This is a genomic window from Cupriavidus sp. F041, assembly GCF_057814235.1.
The window spans coordinates 1,556,436-1,578,214 of record NZ_JBVASY010000001.1; the positions used below are offsets into that span (position 1 = coordinate 1,556,436).

The 21,779-nt window shown below is 67.4% G+C and carries 21 protein-coding genes; 15 read left to right on the forward strand and 6 right to left on the reverse strand.

Annotated features, from left to right (window positions below; translation table 11 throughout):
• From ACZY0R_RS07090 to ACZY0R_RS07100, 3 genes are read left to right on the forward strand one after another with little or no spacing between them, the layout of a single operon-like run.
• Positions 1–1,029 (forward strand): tripartite tricarboxylate transporter substrate binding protein, encoded by a 1,029-nt coding sequence (locus ACZY0R_RS07090; RefSeq protein WP_488857749.1) that lies wholly within the window; start codon positions 1–3, stop codon positions 1,027–1,029.
• Entirely contained in the window at positions 1,026–2,333 is a 1,308-nt protein-coding gene (locus ACZY0R_RS07095; RefSeq protein WP_488857750.1) for a 3-isopropylmalate dehydratase large subunit, read from the forward strand. Before ACZY0R_RS07090 ends, ACZY0R_RS07095 begins: the two co-directional genes overlap by 4 nt.
• On the forward strand, positions 2,330–2,842 hold the full coding sequence (locus ACZY0R_RS07100) for a LeuD/DmdB family oxidoreductase small subunit (protein ID WP_488857752.1): 513 nt from the start codon (positions 2,330–2,332) through the stop codon (positions 2,840–2,842). Before ACZY0R_RS07095 ends, ACZY0R_RS07100 begins: the two co-directional genes overlap by 4 nt.
• 18 nt (positions 2,843–2,860) lie before the next feature.
• Here ACZY0R_RS07100 and ACZY0R_RS07105 read toward each other — a convergent pair whose 3' ends face one another.
• Entirely contained in the window at positions 2,861–3,556 is a 696-nt protein-coding gene (locus tag ACZY0R_RS07105; RefSeq protein ID WP_045236522.1) for a phosphoribosyltransferase, read from the reverse strand.
• Positions 3,557–4,111: 555 nt separating this feature from the next.
• Here ACZY0R_RS07105 and ACZY0R_RS07110 point away from each other — a divergent pair.
• Positions 4,112–4,294 carry a hypothetical protein gene (locus tag ACZY0R_RS07110; protein ID WP_488857753.1) on the forward strand — a complete coding sequence of 61 codons (183 nt, stop codon included), beginning with the start codon at positions 4,112–4,114 and terminating at the stop codon, positions 4,292–4,294.
• A 59-nt stretch (positions 4,295–4,353) separates the two neighbouring features.
• On the opposite strand, the gene ACZY0R_RS07115 is transcribed toward ACZY0R_RS07110, so the two are convergent.
• The 3 genes from ACZY0R_RS07115 to ACZY0R_RS07125 form a co-directional block, all read right to left on the reverse strand.
• Positions 4,354–4,530, reverse strand: a complete 177-nt coding sequence (locus ACZY0R_RS07115; protein WP_488857754.1) for a CsbD family protein — start codon at positions 4,528–4,530, stop codon at positions 4,354–4,356.
• Between the two features lie 410 nt (positions 4,531–4,940).
• Positions 4,941–6,587 carry an EAL domain-containing protein gene (locus ACZY0R_RS07120; protein ID WP_488857755.1) on the reverse strand — a complete coding sequence of 549 codons (1,647 nt, stop codon included), beginning with the start codon at positions 6,585–6,587 and terminating at the stop codon, positions 4,941–4,943.
• On the reverse strand, positions 6,584–8,638 hold the full coding sequence (locus ACZY0R_RS07125; protein WP_488857756.1) for an ATP-binding protein: 2,055 nt from the start codon (positions 8,636–8,638) through the stop codon (positions 6,584–6,586). The genes ACZY0R_RS07120 and ACZY0R_RS07125 overlap by 4 nt, the downstream gene beginning before the upstream one ends.
• A gap of 382 nt (positions 8,639–9,020) precedes the next feature.
• Between ACZY0R_RS07125 and ACZY0R_RS07130 the strand changes: the two genes are divergently transcribed.
• The gene (locus tag ACZY0R_RS07130) at positions 9,021–9,614 is read left to right on the forward strand and encodes a response regulator (RefSeq protein ID WP_488857757.1); all 594 of its coding nucleotides are present in this window, start codon (positions 9,021–9,023) and stop codon (positions 9,612–9,614) included.
• Positions 9,615–9,755: 141 nt separating this feature from the next.
• Positions 9,756–10,199, forward strand: coding sequence for a nucleoside deaminase (locus ACZY0R_RS07135; RefSeq protein WP_488857758.1), 444 nt, complete (start codon positions 9,756–9,758; stop codon positions 10,197–10,199).
• Positions 10,200–10,472: 273 nt separating this feature from the next.
• Here ACZY0R_RS07135 and cynS read toward each other — a convergent pair whose 3' ends face one another.
• Together cynS and ACZY0R_RS07145 are read right to left on the reverse strand one after the other, a co-directional pair.
• On the reverse strand, positions 10,473–10,916 hold the full coding sequence (gene cynS / locus ACZY0R_RS07140) for a cyanase (protein ID WP_045236404.1): 444 nt from the start codon (positions 10,914–10,916) through the stop codon (positions 10,473–10,475).
• A 63-nt stretch (positions 10,917–10,979) separates the two neighbouring features.
• The gene (locus ACZY0R_RS07145) at positions 10,980–11,108 is read right to left on the reverse strand and encodes a hypothetical protein (protein ID WP_488857759.1); all 129 of its coding nucleotides are present in this window, start codon (positions 11,106–11,108) and stop codon (positions 10,980–10,982) included.
• 525 nt (positions 11,109–11,633) lie between these two features.
• Between ACZY0R_RS07145 and ACZY0R_RS07150 the strand changes: the two genes are divergently transcribed.
• From ACZY0R_RS07150 to ACZY0R_RS07190, 9 genes are all read left to right on the forward strand, one after another.
• A complete protein-coding gene (locus tag ACZY0R_RS07150) occupies positions 11,634–11,825 on the forward strand; it encodes a DUF4089 domain-containing protein (RefSeq protein WP_045236405.1) in 192 nt (63 codons plus the stop codon).
• Positions 11,822–13,234 (forward strand): AtzE family amidohydrolase, encoded by a 1,413-nt coding sequence (locus ACZY0R_RS07155; RefSeq protein ID WP_488857760.1) that lies wholly within the window; start codon positions 11,822–11,824, stop codon positions 13,232–13,234. Before ACZY0R_RS07150 ends, ACZY0R_RS07155 begins: the two co-directional genes overlap by 4 nt.
• Complete coding sequence (locus ACZY0R_RS07160; protein WP_488857761.1) at positions 13,231–13,938, forward strand: GntR family transcriptional regulator; 708 nt, start codon at positions 13,231–13,233, stop codon at positions 13,936–13,938. Before ACZY0R_RS07155 ends, ACZY0R_RS07160 begins: the two co-directional genes overlap by 4 nt.
• A gap of 658 nt (positions 13,939–14,596) precedes the next feature.
• Entirely contained in the window at positions 14,597–14,929 is a 333-nt protein-coding gene (locus ACZY0R_RS07165; RefSeq protein ID WP_441626116.1) for a hypothetical protein, read from the forward strand.
• A gap of 338 nt (positions 14,930–15,267) precedes the next feature.
• Positions 15,268–16,305, forward strand: a complete 1,038-nt coding sequence (locus tag ACZY0R_RS07170; RefSeq protein WP_488857762.1) for a GDP-L-fucose synthase family protein — start codon at positions 15,268–15,270, stop codon at positions 16,303–16,305.
• A 1-nt stretch (position 16,306) separates the two neighbouring features.
• Entirely contained in the window at positions 16,307–17,368 is a 1,062-nt protein-coding gene (locus ACZY0R_RS07175) for a glycosyltransferase (RefSeq protein WP_488857763.1), read from the forward strand.
• 38 nt (positions 17,369–17,406) lie between these two features.
• Complete coding sequence (locus ACZY0R_RS07180; protein ID WP_488857764.1) at positions 17,407–18,669, forward strand: glycosyltransferase WbuB; 1,263 nt, start codon at positions 17,407–17,409, stop codon at positions 18,667–18,669.
• Positions 18,670–19,502: 833 nt separating this feature from the next.
• Positions 19,503–20,402: a response regulator transcription factor gene (locus ACZY0R_RS07185; protein WP_488857765.1), complete on the forward strand. Its 900-nt coding sequence runs from the start codon at positions 19,503–19,505 to the stop codon at positions 20,400–20,402.
• A 213-nt stretch (positions 20,403–20,615) separates the two neighbouring features.
• On the forward strand, positions 20,616–21,554 hold the full coding sequence (locus ACZY0R_RS07190; protein WP_488857766.1) for a glycosyltransferase family 2 protein: 939 nt from the start codon (positions 20,616–20,618) through the stop codon (positions 21,552–21,554).
• The last annotated feature ends 225 nt before the right edge of the window (positions 21,555–21,779 follow it).

The following is a 21,779-nucleotide window of genomic DNA, read 5'->3' on the forward strand; positions in this document are numbered from 1 at the left end:
ATGCCTGCTTCCAGCACGGGCCGACCTTTCTCCCATGCACTTGCCACCCCCTCGCGCCGCAAGGCGATGTACGGCCTGCTTGGCGCCGCCGTCAGTGTTGCGCTGCTAGCGCAGGCGCCGGTAGCGCGCGCCGAGATCGCCGGCGGCAAACCCATCCGCATCCTGGTGGGGGCGCCCGCCGGGGGCACCACGGATACGCTGGCGCGCACCATCGCCCAGGAGATGTCCCGCGAACTGGATCAGTCCGTGGTGGTGGAGAATCGCCCGGGCGCGGGCGGCAATATCGCCGCCGACCAGGTGGCCAAGAGCGCGCCTGACGGCACCACGCTGCTGATGAGCTTCACCAGCCACACCATCAACGCCACGCTGTACAAGAAGCTGCCCTTCGACCCGATCCAGGATTTCACGCCGATCACGATGGTGGCTACAGTCCCGAGCGTGCTGGTGGCCACGCCCAGCCTGCCTGCCAACAACATCCCGGAACTGATCCAGCTGGCCAGGAGCAAGCCCGGCAAGCTGAACTTTGCGATCGGCTCGGTGGGTTCGTCGGTTCACCTGGCTGGCGACATGTTCAAGATGATGACGGGCACCTATATCGTCAACATTCCTTACAAGGGCACCGCGCCCGCCATCACCGACCTGCTATCTGGCCATGTCGACCTGATGTTCGCAAGTACCTTCAATGTGCTGCCGCATGTCAAGACCGGCAAGCTCAAGGTGCTGGGCGTGACCAGCGCCGCGCCACTGCCGCAGTTCCCCGGCGTGGCGCCGATCGGTGCCACCGTCAAGGGATTCGAGTCGAGCGCCTGGTTCGGCCTGTTTGGCCCCGCCGGCCTTCCGCCCGACGTGCTGCAGGCGCTTTACCACGCCGCCCGCAAGGGTCTCGACACACCGGCGGTGCGCAAGCGCCTGGAGACGGACGGCGCGCAGCCGGTCGGCAATCCGCCGGAAGCCTTTGCCGCCTTCGTGCGCAATGACGTGAAGCACTGGGCCAAGGTGGTCAAGTATTCGGGAGCCACGCCGGAATGAAGCCGCTAGCCGGGCCCGCCCACGCCCCCGCCACGCTGGCGCAGAAACTGGTTGCGCGGGCTGCCGGGCTCGATGCGGTCACGCCGGGCACGGTGGTGACATGCCGGGTCGACCTTGCCATGTCGCACGATTCGAGCGGCCCGCGCCGGGTGGCGCCGCTGCTGCGCGAGCTGGGGGCGAAGGTCTGGGATCCGGAGCGCTATGTAATAGTGACCGACCACTACCTGCCTGCAGCCGATCCCGAGGCCGAGGCCATCGTCCGCTTCACGCGCGACTGGGTGCGCGAGGCGCGCCTTCCCCATTTCATCGACGGCGAGGGCATCTGCCACGTGGTGCTGCCTGAGCATGGCCACGTGCTGCCGGGACGCTTCATCGTGGGCGGCGACAGCCATAGCCCCACCGGCGGCGCCTTCGGTGCCTATATGTTCGGCATTGGCGCCACCGAGATGGCGGGCGTACTGGCCACGGGCGAGATCTGGCTGCGCGTGCCGCACACTATCCGCCTGCAATGGGACGGCAAGCTTGGCGACGGCGTCTGCGCCAAGGACATCATGCTGTTCCTGTGCGGCCAGCTTGGACTCGACGGCGGCCGCTACGAAGCGATCGAATACACCGGCACGGCCGTGGCGGCGCTGCCCATGCAGGAGCGCATGACGCTGACCAATATGAGTGCGGAACTCGGCGCGCAGACCGGCCTGATCGCACCCGATGCCACCACGATGGCCTGGCTGGCGGAAGCGGGCGTGCCCGCCTCCACGCTCGACGCCATCGCGCTTGCGTACTGGCGCACCGAACCCGGAGCCGCCGTGCTGGCCAGCCACCGCTTCGACGCGGCCGCTCTGGAGCCGCAGGTGGCCGCGCCGCATTCGCCGGCCAACACCGGCCCCGTCGGCCAGGCTGCCGGACAGCCCGTGGACATCGCCTACCTGGGTGCTTGCACCGGCGCCAAGCTGGAAGACATGCGCATGGCCGCCAGCATGCTGCGTGGCCGGCGCGTGGCGCCCGGCGTGAGCCTGCAACTGGCGCCCGCCTCGCTGCGCGACCAGCGCCAGGCCGAGCGCGAGGGCACGCTGGCCATCCTGCTGGATGCCGGTGCGCAATTGCTGCCCAATGCATGCAACGCATGCGCGGGCTATGGCCCGTCCCGCTTCCCGGCCAACAGCCGCGCCATTGCCTCCACCGCGCGCAATTTCGCCGGCCGCATGGGCGACAGCGGCAGCGCGGTCTGGCTGGCTTCACCGCTGACCGTGGCGGCATCCGCCGTCACCGGCAGCATCACCGACCCGCGAGAATTGTTGCCATGAGTCCGGTACCCGCCCCGCCCCTGCCCGGTGGCCGCATCTGGCGCTTTGGCGACAATGTCGATACCGACCAGATGGCGCCCGGTATCCATATGAAGGGGGGCGTCCAGGAGATCGCCCGTCATTGCCTGGCCGGGCTGCGTCCCGAGTTTCCGGCCAAGGCGCGCCCCGGCGACCTGCTGGTGGCCGGACGCAATTTCGGCGTGGGTTCCTCGCGCGAGCAGGCGCCGCAGGCGCTGCGCGAGCTTGGCCTGGCCGCGGTGATCGCGCCGTCCTTCGCCGGCCTGTTCTACCGCAATGCCATCAACCTCGGCCTGCCGGTGCTGACCTGCCCCGACACCACGCGGCTGGTGGATGGCGGGCCGGCGCGGCTCGAGCTGGAGCGGGCTTGCCTGCTGCTGCCCGACGGCAGCCGCGTGGCGTGCGAACCGATTCCCGACTTCCTGCGCACCCTGCTGCAGGCCGGCGGGCTGGTGCCGCACCTGAAGGCCAGGCTGGCGGCGCAGCGTTGAGCCGCCGGCGGCCCGGGTTCACGCCGGGCGCCCGCAGGCGCCCTGGCGCAGCAAGGCCATGACTTCCTCATCCGTGGTCTGGCGGAAATCCAGGTAGAAAGCGCCCACGGCGCCAAAGCTGGCCGGCACGTTCAGGCAGACCACCTGGTCCGCCGCCGCGCGCAGGCTGTCCAGGCCTTCCTCCGAGGCGACCGGCACCGCGGCCACCACCTGCTTCGCGCCCGCACGGCGCACGCCTTCCAGCGCTGCGCGCATGGTCGCGCCGGTGGCCACGCCATCGTCCACCACGATCACGGTACGGCCGGCCATGGCAGGCACGCTCGCGCCACCGCGATAGCGTTGCTGCCGGCGCGCGATCTCGTCTAGCTGGCGCCCGCGCTCCGCGTCGAAGGTGCCGCTATCAAGGGCGCGTCGGGTCCAGCGGTCGTCGTTGGCCACGGTATATGGAGCGTTACCGGCGGCGTCGCCCTCCACCACCGCACCCAGTGCCAGTTCCGGGTAGCCGGGCGCGCCGATCTTGCGCACCAGCAGGATATCGAGCCGCCCTTCCAGGATGAGAGCCACCTCGAATGCGACAGGCACGCCGCCGCGCGGCAGGGCCAGCACCAACGGCGGCTCGCACTGCGCGGCGGCGCCAAAGCCGAGCCCCGCCAGGTGCCGGCCAAGGAAGATCCCGGCTTCGCGGCGATCGGCAAAGCATGGCGGCAACGGCATAACGCTGGACATGGCTGGCTCCTGCAGTGGGTCGGTCGGGCCGGGTCGCGGCAGGCCAGTGCCGTGGCAACGCTACCCGCGGCGCACGGCTTCGAGGCAGCGCGGCAGTGGCGTGCCCTAGCCAAATATAGACGGAGAAGGCTGGCGAATCGAGGTGTCCGGCGAGGTGCCCAGCGATACCGCGCGCGACGCAGACATCGCCCCGGGTGCGGCCTGGAGTCCGCCTGGGCAGCGTAGGGCGACGAGCGCACCTTTGCCACGGCAAACAATCGCAGCGGGGGGAAATGGCGCGTGGGACGGAAAAAGTCACCACGGTCACATCACGGACGCCGCGAAGGCGCGCCACGTGATGCCAGCGTCCCCGCCGGCCCGTTGGAGGGTGCGATTGGACGCGATTCCGCAACAGTGTATTTTGCCGGGCCTGGATTTTCTTTCGGGCGCATCTGGATAAGATGGCTCGCACCGATGGCAGCCAACCGGCTCGCCATTTCACCAGCGCCAGCCATGCCGGTTGTTTACCGCCCGGCGCGACAGTCAGGATCAGCGAGAACGCACATGAGCACGCACCACAAATCCAGTCACGAAACCCATCGCACGGATCACGCCGCCACGGACGTGAGCAGCCTTGGTCTCGACATCCCTTTCGGCTCGCTTGATGCCGCGGCGCTCGCCGAACTGCCATATACCTTCCGCCCGGCCGGCACCTTCACGCGCTACTACAACGAGTGCTTTAGTTAAGCCAGGCCGTGCCCCGGGCCGGGGGACCTGCCCGGCCCGGCAGACGCGGGCTCCCAGTGTCAGCGGGTACGCCTGGCATCCGCTTTGGCGTCACCGTAAGCCGCCTGCGTCTTGCCGGCTATCTGCTGCGCCTTGCCCTTGACCTCGGTAGTGGCGCTGCCCGTCACCTTGCCGGCGACCTCCTTCATCTTGCCCCTGGCTTCCTCGATACGGCCCTTCACTTGATCCTTGTTCATTGTCGGCTCCGGTTAGCGACGAGACGGGATTAAGCCGCCCCCAGGCATTGGACTACGGCTGGCTGCCGTGCCCGCGCCGCGTCCACATGCATGGACCAGGGGGCGCTGGTACCAGCTTAGGCAAGCGCAGCCCCGCCGTCTGTCGGGCGGTGGCTCTATGTCATGTAGGACGAGTGCCATTCCATCAGGCAATCGGCCAATCAGGCAATCGCCAGGAAATGAAAGGAGAAAAGAGGAAAAGAACGCCTCGCGTTGCGACGCGAGGCGCTGGCCGGCAAGGGGATTCCGGCAGGGAGTCGCATAGCCCGACGGGGAAGTGAGGCTACGCCCGAATTCTATATCATTTTTATCATTTGTAAATATGCATGATGTTTCATATTTGCGCCAAAAGATAGTCCTCCAGCACCAGATCACATGCGTTCCGCCACGCCCAATGCCTCGCCACGCGGGCCTGGTGGCAGCGCGACGCGTTCCAGATGCGCCGGCAGCCAGTCGCTCAGCGCAGCCAGCGTCATTGGCCGCGCGAAGTGATAGCCTTGCCCCAGGCGCACGCCCTTGCCCGCCAGTTGCGCGCGCTGCGCCTCGCACTCGATGCCTTCGGCCACGACCGCAAGGTCAAGCGCATGGGCAAAGTTGAGGGTGACGTCGACAATCTGGCCACTGACCTTGTCGTCCTGATCGGCTTGCACAAAGATGCGGTCGAGCTTGAGGAAGTCCACCTCGAACTGCTTGAAGTACGCCAGGCTGCAGTAGCCGGTGCCGAAGTCGTCCACGGCCAGCTTGATGCCGCGTGCCTTGGCACGCTGGATCGCGCTGCGCTGATGCTCGACCAGCGAAACCGCGTCGCGTTCGGTGATTTCCAGCACCGGGGTGATATTGGCTCGCAGCAGCGCGAACAGTGGCGCCTCGTCGGCCCAGAAGCCCACATTGTCGAAATGCTCGTTGGTGATATTGAACGCGAGATGGAAGGCCGGGGGCAACACAAGCGACTCGAAGTCGCGCAGGACGCGGGGAATCAGGTCCAGGGTCAGCGCAACCGCCAGGCGCTGTTGCTCGATCGCCGGGATGAATTGCTCCGGCTCGAGCAGGCCGCGCCGTGGGTGTTCCCAGCGCGCCAGCACTTCCACCCCCGTGCACAGCCTGCTTTCGAGATCGACCACTGGCTGGTAGTAGGGGATGAATTCACCGCGGCGCAGCCCGCGCTGCAACTCCGCGGCGAAGGAGCGGCGCGCCGCGCGGCGCGAATGCAGCGCAAACACCGCCAGCGCGGCAAAGCCGGCGGCCAGCGGTAGCAGCACCAGGTATTTGAGGCTCTCGTGCAGCACAAGACTGCGCGGCGCGCTGGCGATCACGGCGATCGGGTGTCCCGCCAGTCGCCGGATATCGACGATACCGCGCGCGGCTGCCTGCGCGGCATCTCGCCTGACCAGCGTTGGCGCGCCGGTTGCCGCGGCCGCCTCACCCGCCGCGGGATCGCCGGCGTTGAGCATGAAGCGCGTGCCCGCCACCTCGATCCCGATATCGGGAAACCCCAGCTTGCCGGCAGAATGCACCATGTCGGCCAGGTAGCGTCCTTCCACCCAGACCAGCACGCCGTTGCCGGGAGCAGTACCAAAGAATACCGCCAGGGCCATGTTGCTGCCGCGATAGGGTCTGGCGAGCCGGTATTGCAGGCCGGGCTGCCAGTTCAGCAGATCAGCCAGCGGCACCGCGATCTCACCCTGCACCGCCGAGCAATAGCGCATGCCGCGCGACACCAGCACGACGTCGCGCACATAGGCGGTATAGGCGCCCTGCTCCTGCAACTGGCGCGCCACGCTGTGGCAAGGCGCGCCCACCAGCGTGCGGTCCTGGTAAGCGACGCCAAGCGCATCGGCAAGCGCAAACTCAAGGTTGTCGCGTACCGCCGAGGACACCCCCTCCACGCGTTCGCGGGCATCGTGCGCGGCCAGCAGCGCGATCAGCCATAGCGCCAGGCAGGCGCCCAGCAATGCCGCCAGCAAGGCGGCCCGGCGTCCTGCAGACTGGCCAGGTTCGCCCCACAGCCAGCGCCTCATGTTGCCGCCGGCAGGCTGAGAGCGACCACGGTGCCCTTGCCCAGTTCGCTGCTCAGCGTGATCTGACCCTGATGCACGGCCACGATTTCCCGCACGATCGCCAGGCCCAGGCCGTTCCCCGTTGTATTTCCCTGCCGGTTGGCCCGGTAAAAATTGTCGAACGCCAATCCAGCTTCTTCCTTCGTCATGCCGATACCTCGATCCTCGACCCGAACCGACACCTTGTCCTGCCCTTGCGCCAGCGGTGCGACGGTGACAGTGACTTCTTTTTTAACGTCAGAATACTTCAGCGCGTTCTCAATGAGGTTACGCACTGCCTGCGTCAATTGCGCGCGGTCCGCCAGTACATGAAGCGGCGCGTTGGCAGCGATCACATGCACCCTGCCCTGCTCGGCGAACTCGGCCGCCACAGTCTCGCGCACAAGCGCCGCCACCTCCACGCGCTCGCGCTCCAGCATGCCTCTGCTGCGGGCTTCGATGCGGGCCAGGTCGAGCAGGTCGGACAGCAGGGCATTGAGCTGCCTGGCCCGGGCATGGATGGCGTGGTAGATGCCGCTGCGCCGATCCGGCGACACGACATCGGCGCTCAGCAGCTCGGCGTAGCCGGCGATGGCCGCCACCGGCCCCTTGAGTTCGTGCGCCGCCGCCGAGACGAAATGAGATTTCATGCGATCGTGGCGTAGTTGCGACGTGACGTCGCGCAGCACCAGCACCAGGCCGCCGCCGCTGGCGGCATGCACGATGCGCACCTCGTAGGCGGGCGACACCGCCATGTCGAACTCGACAATGCCTGCGAACTCGCCGCCTGGATGAGCACGGTCCAGTTCAGCCAGGAGTTGTTCGGCATGGCATGCCTGCCGCGCCGGCCGCCGGCCCCGGAAAAGCCAGTGGACGAACTCGCGCTGGGTGGCGCCGCGCAGCTGCGGCAACGACACCCCAAGCAGTTCGCATAGCGCGGTATTGGTCTCGTCGATCACGCGATCGCGGCCAAAGACTGCCACCCCGTCCGGCATGGCCAGGAACAGGCCGCGCAGGTGTTGCTTCTTCTCGGCCAGGATGTCGCGCACCACGCTCTCGCGATCGGCCAGCATCGCAAGCTCGTGCAGCGCGGTGAACTGCCGGACCTGGAAGAACATCACGAGTAAGGTGACCACGGCGGCAATCACGATCACCAGGCACAAACGGTCGTGATAGCTGGCCAGCGCAGCCGAGCTGCTCATGCCCACCAGCACCGCCAGGTTGCGGCCTGGCAGGCGCTGGATGGCGTAGATGCGCTGGCTGTCATCGCGCCCGCCGGCGTCCGTGACGAGGCCGCCGCGCGCACCGGCCAACCCCCAGCGCAAGTCGGAACCGGGCATCAGGATCTGGCCAGGCTGGCGACTGTCCTCGCTCCAGCGCGCGCGCACCACGAAGTCGTCGGTGCCCGCCAGCAGCACGACGCCGGATGGCCCCAGCCCCGCCCGCGAGAAAACCTCGGACAAGTAGCCCGGATCCAGCGACACAACCACCACGCCGGCGAATTGGCCGGTCATCGGGGCCACGATGCCCCTGGACAGTTGCACGGACCAGCGCCCCGTGACGCGTCCCACCAGGGGCACGCCGACGTATAGCGTCGGCAGCGCGCGTTTCTCGTGCACACGAAAATACTGGCGGTCGCTCAGGTCCAGCGGTTCGAAGCTGGCGATGGTGGACGAGCGCAGCCTGCCCTCGCGGTCGAGCACGGACACTTCCAGGAAGGGTTTGGTGGAGAAATAGCCGCTGCGCATCCATTGCGCCAGCGGCAGCACGGGCCCGCGCTCAACCACCACGCCACCGACCAGCGATGCGATCTGGTCGGCTTCGGCCAGCGTGCGTTCGGCATGTTCGCCAAGCAGCCCGGCGATGCGCGCCAGGGTGGCATGAACGTGCCGCAATTCGGCTGCGCGATCCCATAGCGCCCAGCCGGACAGCGCGCCCCAGATGCCGATCAGGATGACAAGGCTCGACCAGAACGGACTCCCCACGGAGCGATGCGCGCCTGCCAATGCCTGTCGGTAGATTTCCAGCCTCATGGGAAAGCTACCAAAAAACGAATATATTGTTCATCACAGCCGTGAATCGCAGCCTTCCATGCTAGTCCGCTGTCCGCGCGTGCGGCCGGCGCCCCCGGTGCCGCTGCCCCGATGGCAGCCTGCCCGCGGCGAAGCTTCACAGTATGATCTATTCGGCTGCGCCAGTCCGCACGTCCTGGCCTATCGTCGCGGTACGCCAGGCGCCGCCAGCCAGTTGCATCACGCAGCATTCCCTTCGACAGATCAGCGATGCTTTATCATAATTGCGTGTTTTCCTGGCATTAAGTTGCGCTTTGGCAGCTTTACGAAGAATAATGAAAACAATACGATACGTAACGCCCCGACTGTACCGGGCGCGCGCCGCGGCAGTTGACAAGACTCTATGACCGATCTGCGTTTCTATTCCACCAAGACCGCCGCCGAAATGCTTGGCGTGTCCTTGCGCACGGTCCAGCTCTGGGTCGAGAACGGCCGGTTACCCGCGTGGAAGACCGACGGCGGGCATCGCAGGATCCCGGCCGACGCCGTCGACCGCATGGTGGCCGACCAGCGCAACCAGGCGGCGGCACCCACGGCGACTGCCGCAAGACCATTTCGCGTGCTGCTGGTGGAAGATGACGAACACCTGCTGCAGATTTACCGCATGGCGCTGGAAACCCTCAGTCCGCCAGTCGAAATACTCGACGCCACCAACGGCTACGATGGTCTGTTGCTCATCGGCAGCAGCAAACCCGACCTGGTCGTCCTGGATCTGATCATGCCCGGCATCGATGGCTTCCGCCTGTGCCGGACCATCGACGCGCAGCAGGAATTTGCCGCGACCCGGATGGTCGTGGTGACTTCGCTCGACAAGCACGCTATCGCGGACCGCGGCGGCATACCCGCGCACATCCGCGTATTCTCCAAGCCGATCCCGATGTCGGTACTGCAGTCGCTGGTCATGACGTTGCAGGTCAGCCCCGGCGCGACGGCTTAGGATAGGCGATGGTGGGCTTCAGCCCCGGCATTGTATATCATTTTTTTCAAACAATTTTGCGCGGCAGGTTTCATATTTACGCATTCCCGCCCCGCGAAAGCAGTTCGGCAGGCCGCATCGCCCCCGCCCAGGAGTTCCCCAATGTCTATCCATGAGCAATATCTGCGCGAAGCGATACGCCTTGCCCAGGCCAATCGTGCGCGCGGCGGCAGGCCGTTCGGCGCGGTGCTCGCGGTGGATGGCGAACTGGTTGCGACCGGTGTCAACGACATCGTGCACAGCTTCGACCCCACCACCCACGCCGAGATGGAGGCCATCCGTGCTGCCTGCCGCAAACTGGGACGGCCGAGCCTGAAGGGCGCGGTGATCTACGCCAGCGGCCATCCTTGCCCGATGTGCCTGGCCGCGCTGACCATGACGGGTGTGGAGGCGATCTACTACGCGTTCGACAACGCCGACGCGGCCCCTTACGGACTCTCCAGCGAAGCCGTGTACCAGGCGCTGCGCCTGCCGTTGACGCCGCCGCCACTGCCGCTCACCCGCCTGCCGGCGGGCATGACTGCGGCCGAACTCTATGGTGCGTAGGGCGGCAACGCGCGGGCATCACCCGGTCATCACGCAGCGCGAAATCAAAGCGTACCCGTTTCTGCGTGGGTGCCCGGACCCTGCTGCGTACCCGTTTCTGCGTGGATTTTGCGCGCCCAGGAGGCCGAGCGTACCCGTTTCTGCGTAACATTTTCCGCGACCCGGAGCCCTGGCGTACCCGTTTCTGCGTGATGGAATCCAGGCGGCAATCCGGCCAGCAAACCCGCGCGGCGGCGCGCGGGACGACCGGTGCCGGACCTCCCCGGAGGATCCTCAGTAGGTCTTGTAGGGCAGGAATTTTCCCGACATCTCAATGCGCACGCGGTCGCCGTTGGGGTCGGCCTCGCGTTGCAGGTCCATGCGGAAATCGATCGCGCTCATGATGCCGTCGCCGAACTCTTCGTGAATCAGTGCCTTGAAGGTGCTGCCGTAAACGCTGACCAGTTCGTAGAAGCGGTAGATCAGCGGATCGGTCGGCACCGGGGTCGGCAGCGAACCCTTGTAAGGCACTGTGCGCAGCCACGGTTCGGCCTCCGGCGGCAAGCCGAAGATCTCCATAACGGCCTGCGCGCCTGCCGCGTCGAAGGCCATCTGGCCCAGGCAGGCGGCAGTCGTCCACTCTTTGCTCTTGCCGACCTTGCCGGCTACGTCGGCCCACCGGATGCCCTTGGTGACCTTGGCTTCGATGATCAGGTCGGTTACGTCGCTACGGTTCATTTGCAGTCCTTTCGGTTGAATGTGTCAGGTGTCGGCGGCACGGACGCTTCCCGCTGCGCAATGTCAGGGAAGCCCGTCCGGCCAGGTACAGGCGGCGGCGCGCGCGCTGTCGTATCGCACCAGCGCGGAGAACGAGGTGGCGCCCGGCACAAAGGCCTGCAGCGCCAGCACAACAAGGACAATCGGCATCATCACGCCTCCGGCGCTTTCGTGCGCACGACCTCGAGACCCGGTGCCGGCCGCGCGCGAATCCGCGTCACCGCGCGCGCGCCCTATGCGAAAACCGCAGGGCATGCGGCGATCGCAGCGTCATGCCGGAAGTGGACCAACATGGGGACTCTCCCGGCCCCGGCGCAAGGTTCGTGCCACTGCGCAAGATGGTGCGCACGCCCGCTTGCGCCGTGGACCGCTCCGTCCCCGGCACCATCGGGCGCGCACTGCCGCGGGGAATATCGGCGTGGATACGCACCCGCGGCCGGCCGCCGCGCCCCCAAGCGGTGCAGTGCCGGGCACGGCCTCCCACCGCGCGCGCTGCGGCCTACGTGGCACAGCCATTGCTTGCATACAAGACCGCATACAAGCAAGAGCGCAACATGCCGCGCGCGTGGATGCATCGCCTTTCACGGCCATCTCCGTGCCGCATGGACTTTCGGATCCCAGCCTCCGCGCGCCCCTTCAGTACCCGGCCTGGGAGCGACGAAACCCTGGAGAAATGCCATGACCAAGCTTTGCGACGAGACGCTGGCGCATTACGCCCGCAGTGCGCTCAGGCTGCACGGCCTGGACCTGCCGGCAGACGCCGAGGCCCGCGTGATCGAACAGTTCCTGCGCGTCGCCGCGGTGGCGGGGCCGATGCTGGCGCACCCGTTCGATGCGCATGATGCGCCGGCCCTGGTATACAGGCCATGAACGTCCACGATTTCCGCTTCGAGTCCGCGCTGACGATTCGCAGCGACATCGATACCGGCGCGCGCAGCGCACTGGATGTGGCCGTCGCCACGCTCGCGCGCATCGAGGCCTGCGATCCGCTGCTGCATGCCTTCACGGCCGTTACGCGCGAACGCGCGCTGGCCGAAGCGCGCCGCATCGACACGATGCGTGCCCAGGGCGGGCGGCTGCCGCCGTTGGCGGGCGTGCCCTATGCCGTGAAAAACCTGTTCGATGTGGCGAACGTCACCACGCTGGCGGGCTCGCGCGTGCTGGCGGGCAACGCTCCCGCACGGCGCGACGCGGCGCTGGTGGCCCGCATGCGCGAGGCAGGCGCGGTGCTGGTGGGCACGCTCAGCATGGATGAATTCGCCTACGGCTTCACCACCGAGAACGCGCATCGCGGCACCTGCCGCAATCCGCACGATCTCGCCCGCGTGGCGGGCGGCTCCTCGGGCGGCAGCGCGGCGGCAGTTGCCGCAGGCCTGGTGCCGCTGTCGCTCGGCTCGGACACCAATGGCTCGCTCCGCGTGCCGGCGGCGCTCACCGGCATCTTCGGCCTGAAGCCCACCTACGGACGGCTGTCGCGGCGCGGCAGCTACCCCTTCGTACACAGCCTGGACCACGTCGGCCCCTTCGCGCGCTCGGTGGCGGACCTGGCGGCGGCCTACGATGTGCTGCAGTACGCCGACAGTCGCGACCCCGCCTGCGCGCGCCGTCCCATCGAAGCCGTGAGCGGGCAGGCGCCGCTGCGCGTGCGCGCCGCACGCCTTGACGGCTACTTCGATGACATGGCCGGTCCCGCCGCCCGTGCCGCCGCCCGGCGCGTGACCGAGGCGCTCGCGGCAGTGGATGTCGTCACCCTCCCCGGCGCGGCGGCCGCACGCTCGGCGGCCTTCATCATCACCGGCACCGAGGGCGGGCACCTGCACCGCGAGCACCTCAGGCACAGGTACGCAGAGATGGAGCCGCTCTCGCGCGACCGGCTGGCGGCCGGGCTGGTCCTGCCGGCTGCGTGGTACGTGCGCGCGCAGCAGGTTCGCGCGGCGTTCCGCCAGGAGCTGCTCGGCGTCTTCGCGCGCACTGACCTGCTGATCGCGCCGGCCACGCCGGTGGCGGCACCGCCGGCCGGGCGGGAGAGCATCGAAATCAATGGCCAGGTGCTTCCCGTGCGCGCCAGCCTGGGGCTACTCACGCAGCCCGTCTCCTGCGTCGGGCTGCCGGTGCTCACGGTGCCGCTGGCGGGACCGGATGGCCTGCCGCTCGGCGTGCAATTGATTGCGCCGCCATGGCGGGAAGACCTTGCCTTCGCCGCTGCCCATGCGCTCGAAGCCATGGGCGTCGCGGCCTGCCCGCGGCCGTCGGCGTTGCTGGCGCGGGCTGCCGCATGAGCGGCGTGGAAATCCGCGCCTCCTCGCGCACCGAAGCGGTCTATGCACAGTTGCGCGACGATATCTTCGAGTTCCGCATGCTGCCCGGCGACCGTTTCACCGAAGGCGAGATCGCCTTGCGGCTCGGCGTGTCCCGCACGCCCGTGCGCGAGGCACTGCAGCGGCTGCAATCCGAAGCGCTGGTGCAGGTGTACTTCCGCAGCGGCTGGGAAGTGGTGCCGCTGGACTTCACGCGCTTTGACGAACTGTACGAGCTGCGCAAGCTGATCGAGGTCAACGCCGTGCGCATGCTTTGCACGCACGCCACGCCGGCGGTGGATCACGGCGCGCTGGCGCGGCTCGCGCAGTTCTGGCGCGCGCCGCAAAACGAGCGGCTGGAAGACGGCCGCCTGGTGGCCCAGCACGATGAAGCCTTTCACGCCGCGCTGGTCGCCGCGGCCGGCAACCGCGAGATCGCCACGGTGCACCGGCAGGTGACAGAGCGCATCCGTATCATCCGCCGGCTCGATTTCACCTGCGCCGCGCGCGTGACCGCCACCTATGACGAGCACGCCGCCATCCTGGGCGAGATCCAGCACCAGCGCGCGGAGCGGGCCGTGCTGCTGCTGTCCGGCCATATCGAGGAAAGCCGCGCCGAAGTGCGCAAGATCACGCTGCACCGCTTGCAGACGATACGCACCGGCGGCAGTAGCCCGCGTCCATAGCGGAAGCCATCCCGGGCACCCGACGAAGCCCGCCTTCCCCAAAGCGTACCCATTTCTGCGTGGGTCCGGAGACCACCGAAGCACGCCGACCAGCCCCTGGCCAAGAGAGTCGACTGCGACCTGAAACTGCTCGCCCGCTCAGGCTGAACGCCAGGGTTCCGCCACGCAAAAACGCCACTGCGTGAGCAAAATCTTTGCGCGAGTTATTTCCGATGTAACGCCACATTACGGGACCGGTCACGGTCCCGTTTTATTTTCAGCCTGCAACGGGCCCCTCGGCAAAGCCCGCGCAACCAATGCCGGCAAGGGCTGGCGGGGGGCGCGCAAGGGCAGTCGAAGGCATGCGGCGCAGGATGCGGCGCCTTGCGCAAGTGTGAGCAAGCCTTACAAGTGCAAGCACAACGGCGCCGGCCCGATGGCTACAGTGAGGCCATGTTCAACGCGAAGCCAGTCACGGAGTCCCCGACATGAAACGCGCCATCGCCCTGGTTGTCTTGCTCTCATCCGCAGCGGCCCTGTTGTCCGCCTGCATCGTGGTGCCCCCACGCGGCGGCCCGCCGCCGTACCGCTACCACGACCGCTATTAAGCGGCCCCCGGCAACCCGCACGAAAGCCCCGACCGTACCCAATGCATCGTTCGCATCCCTGGAGCTGAATCATGAAACGCCAACTGCTGCTCGCCCTCACCACCCTCGCCGCCGGCGCCGCGCTTGGCCTGATCTCGCCGGCCCAGGCCCAGGCTTATCCGCCGGGTTACCACGGCAACCCGTACATGCGCCCGGCCCCGCCGCCTCCGCGCTATGAGCCACGTCCGGCCGCGCGTCCCGGCCAGGCTTGGGTCCCGGGACACTGGACGGCCAACGGCGGCCGCTACGACTGGCGCGGCGGCTATTGGCAGCACGCGCGGCCGGGCCAGCGCTATGTGCCCGAGCGCTGGGTGCAAAGCCCGCGCGGCGGCTGGGTGATGCGCCCCGGCTACTGGGTACGCTAACGCTGATCCCGCGCCATCGCGCAATCGTCCCCGCCTCGGCGGGGACGATTTCATTTCAGGGCGCGCGATCTGCGCGCTTGCTCGGCCGCCGCATGCGCCAGCCCCCGCTGCCAAGTGTGTGCTAGGGCACAGTCCCCCCCAGGACCGGGCATTACAGTCGCCTCACTACCCGTCACTCGGCTTGCCGCGAGGGCGAGCCAGGCCTCGTGCCGTGTGAAGGAGACGTGCCATGCCAGACGACATGCAGATCGTACCGCTCATCCTTTGCGGCGGAGCGGGCGCTGCGGCACGCCGCGATGCGTTCGGCAAGCTGGCAGACTTCCGGGCCCGCCACCATCATGCGTGAAGCCGACACCGTAATGCCGCCGGACGCACCGCCATCGCCGCTGCCGCGGCGGCCACGCGTTTTCGTGGCGGGACATCGTGGCATGGTCGGCTCGGCCATCGTGCGCGCGCTCGACGCGCGCGGACAGGGGGAGACGATCACGCGCGGCCACGCCGAACTCGACCTGGCCGACCAGCACCAGGTGCGCCACTTCTTTGCCACGGAAGCCGTCGACACCGTCTACCTGGCCGCCGCCCGCGTAGGCGGCACCCGCGCCAGCAACACCTATCCCGCCGAGTTCATCCATCAGAACCTGATGATCGCGGCCAACGTCGTGCACGAGGCGTGGCGCGCTGGCGTAAAGCGCCTGTTGTTCCTCGGTTCGAGTTGCATTTATCCGAAGCTCGCACCCCAGCCCGTCGGCGAAGCGGCGCTGTTGACGGGCCCGCTTGAGCCCGGCAACGCGCCCTACGCCCTGGCCAAGATCGCCGGCATCGCACTGTGCGAGAGCTACAACCGCCAGTACGGCACCGACTACCGCAGCGTGATGCCGACCAATCTCTACGGTCCCGGCGACAACTACCACCCCGAAAACAGCCACGTGATACCCGCGCTGCTGCGGCGTTTCCACGGAGCCGGCATGGCGCACGCGCAGCAGGCGCCGGTGTGGGGCAGCGGAGCGCCGCTGCGTGAGTTTCTCTACGCCGACGACCTGGCCGCGGCGTGCCTGCATGTGATGGAATTATCCGAAGACACCTACCGGAAAACCGCGCCGGCCGGCTTCCTGAACGTAGGCAGCGGCAAGGAAGTCAGCATCCGGGAGTTGGCGGGACTAGTGGCACAGACGGTGAGCTTTCGCGGCGAGGTCGTCTTCGACAGCGGCAAGCCAGACGGCACCCCGCGCAAGCGGCTCGACTGCACGGCGCTCACGGCGACGGGCTGGCAGCCAGCCGTGTCGCTGCGCGATGGCCTCCGGCTGGCCTACCTCGATGCATTGCAAAGCGGCACGCTGGCCCACGGCACGGCGCCGGCGCAACCTGGGGAGGCCTGACATGAAGCCACTGCTTCGCCATTTCGCAAAACGTGCCCGGTCCCCGCTCGCCGCGGCGAACGGCCCGGCAGCAAGCACTGGCGGGCTATGGCCGGGCCAGGTGGTCTTTCCCACCGGCAGCGCGGATGCCGGAACCTGGCGGCGGCGCCTGCAACTGGTGCGTGCCATCACACTCAGTCCCGGCGCGCTGGTGGTACTGGCCGGTCAGAGCCGGCTGGACAACTGGGCCATGTTGCTTGCCAGCATGGTACTGGGACGGCGGCGCGCTGCCTTTTTCCACGGCGCTGCCTTTGCCAGCATGCCCGGCCGTTTCGGCGCGCTGGCCGACGCGGTGCTGCTGCGCCATTGCCATGGCGTCTTCGTCGGCAGCGAGCGCGGGTGCGCGCGCGCCATCGCCGCCGATGTGCCGCCGCGCAGGATCTTCGCCTGCCGCCCGCCCGCGGTACTGCCGGACAGGTTCGATGCCGGCACCGCGCTGCGCGAGCGCATCGAGCATGCGCCAGCGCCACATGCGCCAAATTTCCTGCACATCGGCACGCTCACGCACGCACCGGCCCTGCTGCTGCTGCTACGCGCCTTCGCCGCCGCGCGACAAACGTGGCCGGCTGCCACGCTGTCGCTGGTCGGCACCGGCCCGGGCTACGGGCGGCTGCGCGCCACGGCCAACGCGCTCGGGCTGGGCGCATCGGTACGCTTCCTGGGCGCAATGGCGCAACCGGATTTCGCGACCGAATATCGCAAGGCGAGCTGCCTGGTACTGCCAGATGCGGCCCAGCGCTGGCATCCGCTGGTGCGCGAAGCATTGAGCTACGGCTGCCCGGTGGTGGTCAGCGTCAACAACGACGATGCCGGAGAACTGGTCCGCGATGGCGTTACCGGCCTGTACTTCAAGGCCGGCGATGCCGCCGCGCTGGCGGGAAGCCTTGCGCAAGTGCCCAGGCAATTCGGCGATGCCGCCGCTACCGGCGCCCGTTGTCAGGCGATCGCGCTGGAAGACACGCCCGCATCGGCGGGCAGGGCCATCGCCGCCGGCTGCATGCGGATCATGGCTGCCGAGGATTAAGCGCGCACCGAACCCGAGCACCGACGCAACCCGATACCATGAAGATACTGATGTACTGCATCAACTACGCCCCCGAACTCACCGGCATCGGCAAGTACACCTGCGAGCAGGCCGAATGGCTGGCCGCACGCGGGCATGAAGTGCGCGTCGTCACCGCGCCGCCGTACTATCCGGCCTGGCGCGTCGGAGAGGGTTATCGCGCCTGGCAGTACCGCCGCGAGCAACGCGGACGGGTGGGGGTGTTTCGCGCGCCGGTCTGGGTGCCGCGGCGGCCCAGCGGGATCATGCGGCTGCTGCACCTGGCGAGCTTTGCCTTGTCCAGCCTGCCCAGCGTGATGTGGCAGCTACGCTGGCGCCCGGATGTGCTGTTTGTGGTGGAACCAGCCCTGATGTGTGCGCCGGGCGCGTTGCTCTTCGCCCGTTTGAGCGCCTGCAAGACCTGGTTGCACGTGCAGGACTACGAAGTGGACGCGGCCTTCGCGCTGGGGCTGCTGCGCCGGCCCTGGCTGCGCCGCCTGGCACTGCGCGTGGAGCATCATCTGATGTCGCGCTTCGACCGGGTCTCGTCGATCTCGCCGGCCATGGTCTCGCTGGCTCGCGGCAAGGGCACGCAAGCAGTCCGTGCGGCACTGCTGCCCAACTGGATCAACCTGCAGGAAATCGGTGCCGGCAACGCCGCGATGGCCCGGCGTGCACTGCAAATCCCCGGCGAGGCCGTAGTGGCACTGTATTCCGGCAACATGGGGGCCAAGCAGGGCCTGGACGTCATGGCCGAAGCGGCACGCCTGCTGGCGGGCCACGAGCGGTTGCACTTCATCTTCTGCGGTGACGGTGCCGGGCGGGCGGGGCTCGAAGCAGCCTGCACGGGGCTGCCACGGGTGCGCTTCCTGCCCTTGCAACCGGCCGGGATGTTCGCGTCGCTGCTGGCCGCCGCCGATATCCACCTGCTGCCGCAGCGCGCCGGCGCCGCCGATCTGGTCATGCCGTCGAAGCTGACCGGCATGCTGGCAAGCGCTCGCCCGGTCGTCGCCACTGCGGAGCCGGAAACCGAACTTGGCCGCGTGGTCGCCCAATGCGGCGTGCTGGTGCCACCCGGCGACGCAGCCGCGTTCGCCGGCGCCATCGACTCGCTGGCCGCGCAACCCGCTTTGCGCGCGCATCTGGGTGGCGCCGGCCGCCGCTGGGCCGAACAGCACCTGGATCCCGACATGGTCCTGGGTGAACTGGAGAGCGCACTGTTCGCGCTGATCAGCCACGACCCCGCGGGCGCGGCCAAGGCGATCGGTCCGGGCGGAGAATAGCGCGCGCCGCTCAGGAGCCCGCGGCCCTCCACGGAAAGTGCTCTGCCGGCACGCCGGGACAAGTGCGCTTCCGTCCGGCTCGGCGGCGCCGCGCCTTATCTCGCCTCGCCGGCCCGGGTTGCAGGGTCCTCCGAACCACATTTACCCGACCAGCCCCCGGCGTTCTCCCCTTGGAGTCGGTAGCAATTCCGCCGGCCGTCCATCGGACCGCCGCCACTCGTCCAGAGGTAGGAAACCGGGCTCATCCTTTTGCATTAGTCCTAATTGGCCATCCTCCCAGCCATCGGCGCAAGGGCCGGAAAATTCTACCCGCAAGCCAAGTTTCAATAGTGGAGCAAAGCGGTATCAGGTGATATTCAGCCAACCCCCGAAAGGGTGAAATAAAGTCGAAAATGGACCTCTCGGCGAGAGTATCCGTTACACCGCTGAAACTTTCGCAAAACGATTTGTTTCACCTCTGAAACCCGGTCCGCAGCCATTTTAATGACGCTTGGCTAACACCGCCAAGCCAGTGCCATCAACGCTTTCCGGATTGTAAAAATTCCCTCATTCATCCTTTTGACAGGCTGAGAAAGGAGCGCTTGCATTCCCTCCAACCAGCCCATAAGATGATTTTAAGCCTGTTATGGGGCGAGATTTCTCGGGGTAGGGTTCGGGTCCTTCTTCTGGCTGCGCTGACATTGTTCCGCCCAAAACGGAATACATTGCAGCACGGAAGCACGGGGTTACAGCGTACTTCGCAGGCACCGCCAATGTGTGCCATGCAGGCTGGCATTCCGTAACGCAAAAGCGTCCCGCACTCCCTGCTCCGATTAACGGGGAGTCATAAAAGCATGAACGCGTTGCTGATAGAGGAGCATCCTTTGCTCAGTCTCGGGCTGTTTCAAATGCTCGAGAACATCCACGGTACCGGGCACGTCGTTAACCTCTCGCCCACCGACCTCGCCCACCTTGATGGTAGTCATCGCAACGCCGACCTGATGGTGTTCGGCATGCCCGCCGATACTGTTTCCGGCTGGCAGCAACTGGACCACGTACGCGAACTGATCGCGCCCAGGCGCATCCTGGTGCTGGCCGACGCGCTCCCGCTGTGGGTACCTTCCGCCGACAGTGCGCGCAATATCTGCGGCTGCCTGCCCAAGTCGGCAGCGTTGCCGGTAATAGAAGCCGCCATCCGGATGGCGGTCTCGGGTAGCCATGGCCTGCTGCTCGCAACCGAACCGGGCGTCGGAACGGCCCCTGCCGCATCGCGCTCAGCTCTGCCGGCAACGGCTTCGCTCGCATCGGCAGCACCATTGCCGCTGGCTGTCGCCGTGCATGCCGATCCGCACGTGGTCGCCGCATGCGCCGCGACGCCGCGCTCGGCACTGCGCAGCGTGCTGGCCAGCGCGCAATCGCTGTCGTCCCGCACCGACGACGCGGAGCCCAGCTACGACGAAGCGGAAATGCTCAAGATCACGCCGCGCCAGTATGAGGTACTGGTACTGCTCGCACGCGGCCATCCGATCAAGACGGTCAGCCGCATGCTCAATATCTCGGTGGCGACAGTCAAGAGCCACGCCTGCACGCTGTACCAGCGGCTCAAGGTCCGCAACAAGGGCGAGGCCGTCTACGCCGCCCTGCAGCGCGGCGCGACGCTGGACTGGGTCAGTGGCGACGAGCGCGTGACCACCATGGCGTCGGCAAGCACCCGGCGCAGCGAGGCGCACAGTGCCGGCAGCGCGGCGCTCTGACGACGCCAATGGTACGGCGGCCGCGCCAGCAGCGCGCGTCGCCGGCCGTCGCGGCGCCTGACGCCGCGACGGCGGAGACAGCACGCCGCCTCTGAGTACCGCCCGGCGAGGCAATCAGCAAACGCAACGGGTCCATGGCAAACCTGCACCGGCCATGGCGCGTGCGTTGCCGCGAATCGATCGGCCCGCCAAGTACCTGCCATGGAGGGCATCATGCCAGCCAGCACATCCCTGCCGAGCTTCTCGCTCTGCATCTGCACCCGCAATCATCCCGCCGGTCTGCGTCGCGCGCTGCATTCCGCGTTTGCGTCCTCGATACCGCCGCACCAGTTGCTGGTATCCGACGACAGCACGAACTATGACACGCGCCAGATGATGCGCGCCGAGTTTCCCGCGGTAAGATACCTGGAAGGGCCGCGACGCGGGAATGCCGCCAACCGCAATCGCATGCTCCCGGTCATCACGGGCACCCACGTGCTGTTCATCGACGACGAGACGGTGCTTGGCCAAACGTTCCTGCAGCAGGTGGCCGAACGGATCGCGGATGACAATGTCTATCTCTATCGCCGCAGCGGCACCGGCCCCGCCACACCGCTGATCGTCACCGGCCCCAGCCTGAGCGACGGGCAGAAGTGCAAGCCGAAGAAGAGTTCATTCCTGGGGTACCCGTCGCTGAACTACTGCCACGGCGAGCGCCTTTGCTCAGTGGTGCTGCACAGCACGGTGTTTCCATCTGAACTGTTCCGGCACGTCGCATTCGACGAGAGGCTGGCCGGTGGCTATGACGTGATCGACCTGGCCAGCCATGTCGTGCTCGACGGCGGGTGCCGTATCGAATGGCTGCCGAGCGCCGCCAACCAGCATATCCCCGGCGCCGAACCCCTCGACGCCGGCCACCTGGCCGAAGCCTCCCGCATCTATGCGACGCTCCACCGCTACAGCCACTACCAGCACCGCCGGGTAAAAGCCGGGATCTTCCTGCTGCTGGCACTGGCGCACAGTCTCGCGTCCAACCTGCATCGATCCGGACTACGTGGCGCGACCGCGTTTTGCGAGACAGCCCGGTCGTTGTGGAGCCATCTGCGCAGTCCTGCCCGCGCTGGTATTGCCACCACATCGGGCGACATCGGCGCAAACATGACACAAGACTGAGGCCGCTGGCCGCGGCGGCCCTTGCGTACCCGTTTCTGCGCACGCTTGCGGCATGCTGTTCCCGTACCGGCCAAATGCGGCACCGCACTATGTGTGCTAGCAAACGGTTATCCGTGCACACCGGCAGTACAGTCCGAAAAACGGCCCTTGTCCGCGTTGCACGCGGCGCGGCAGGTCGCCCTGGCATCGTGCCGCGATCCGGCTCGCCGCCCGGCGCGCTTTGGG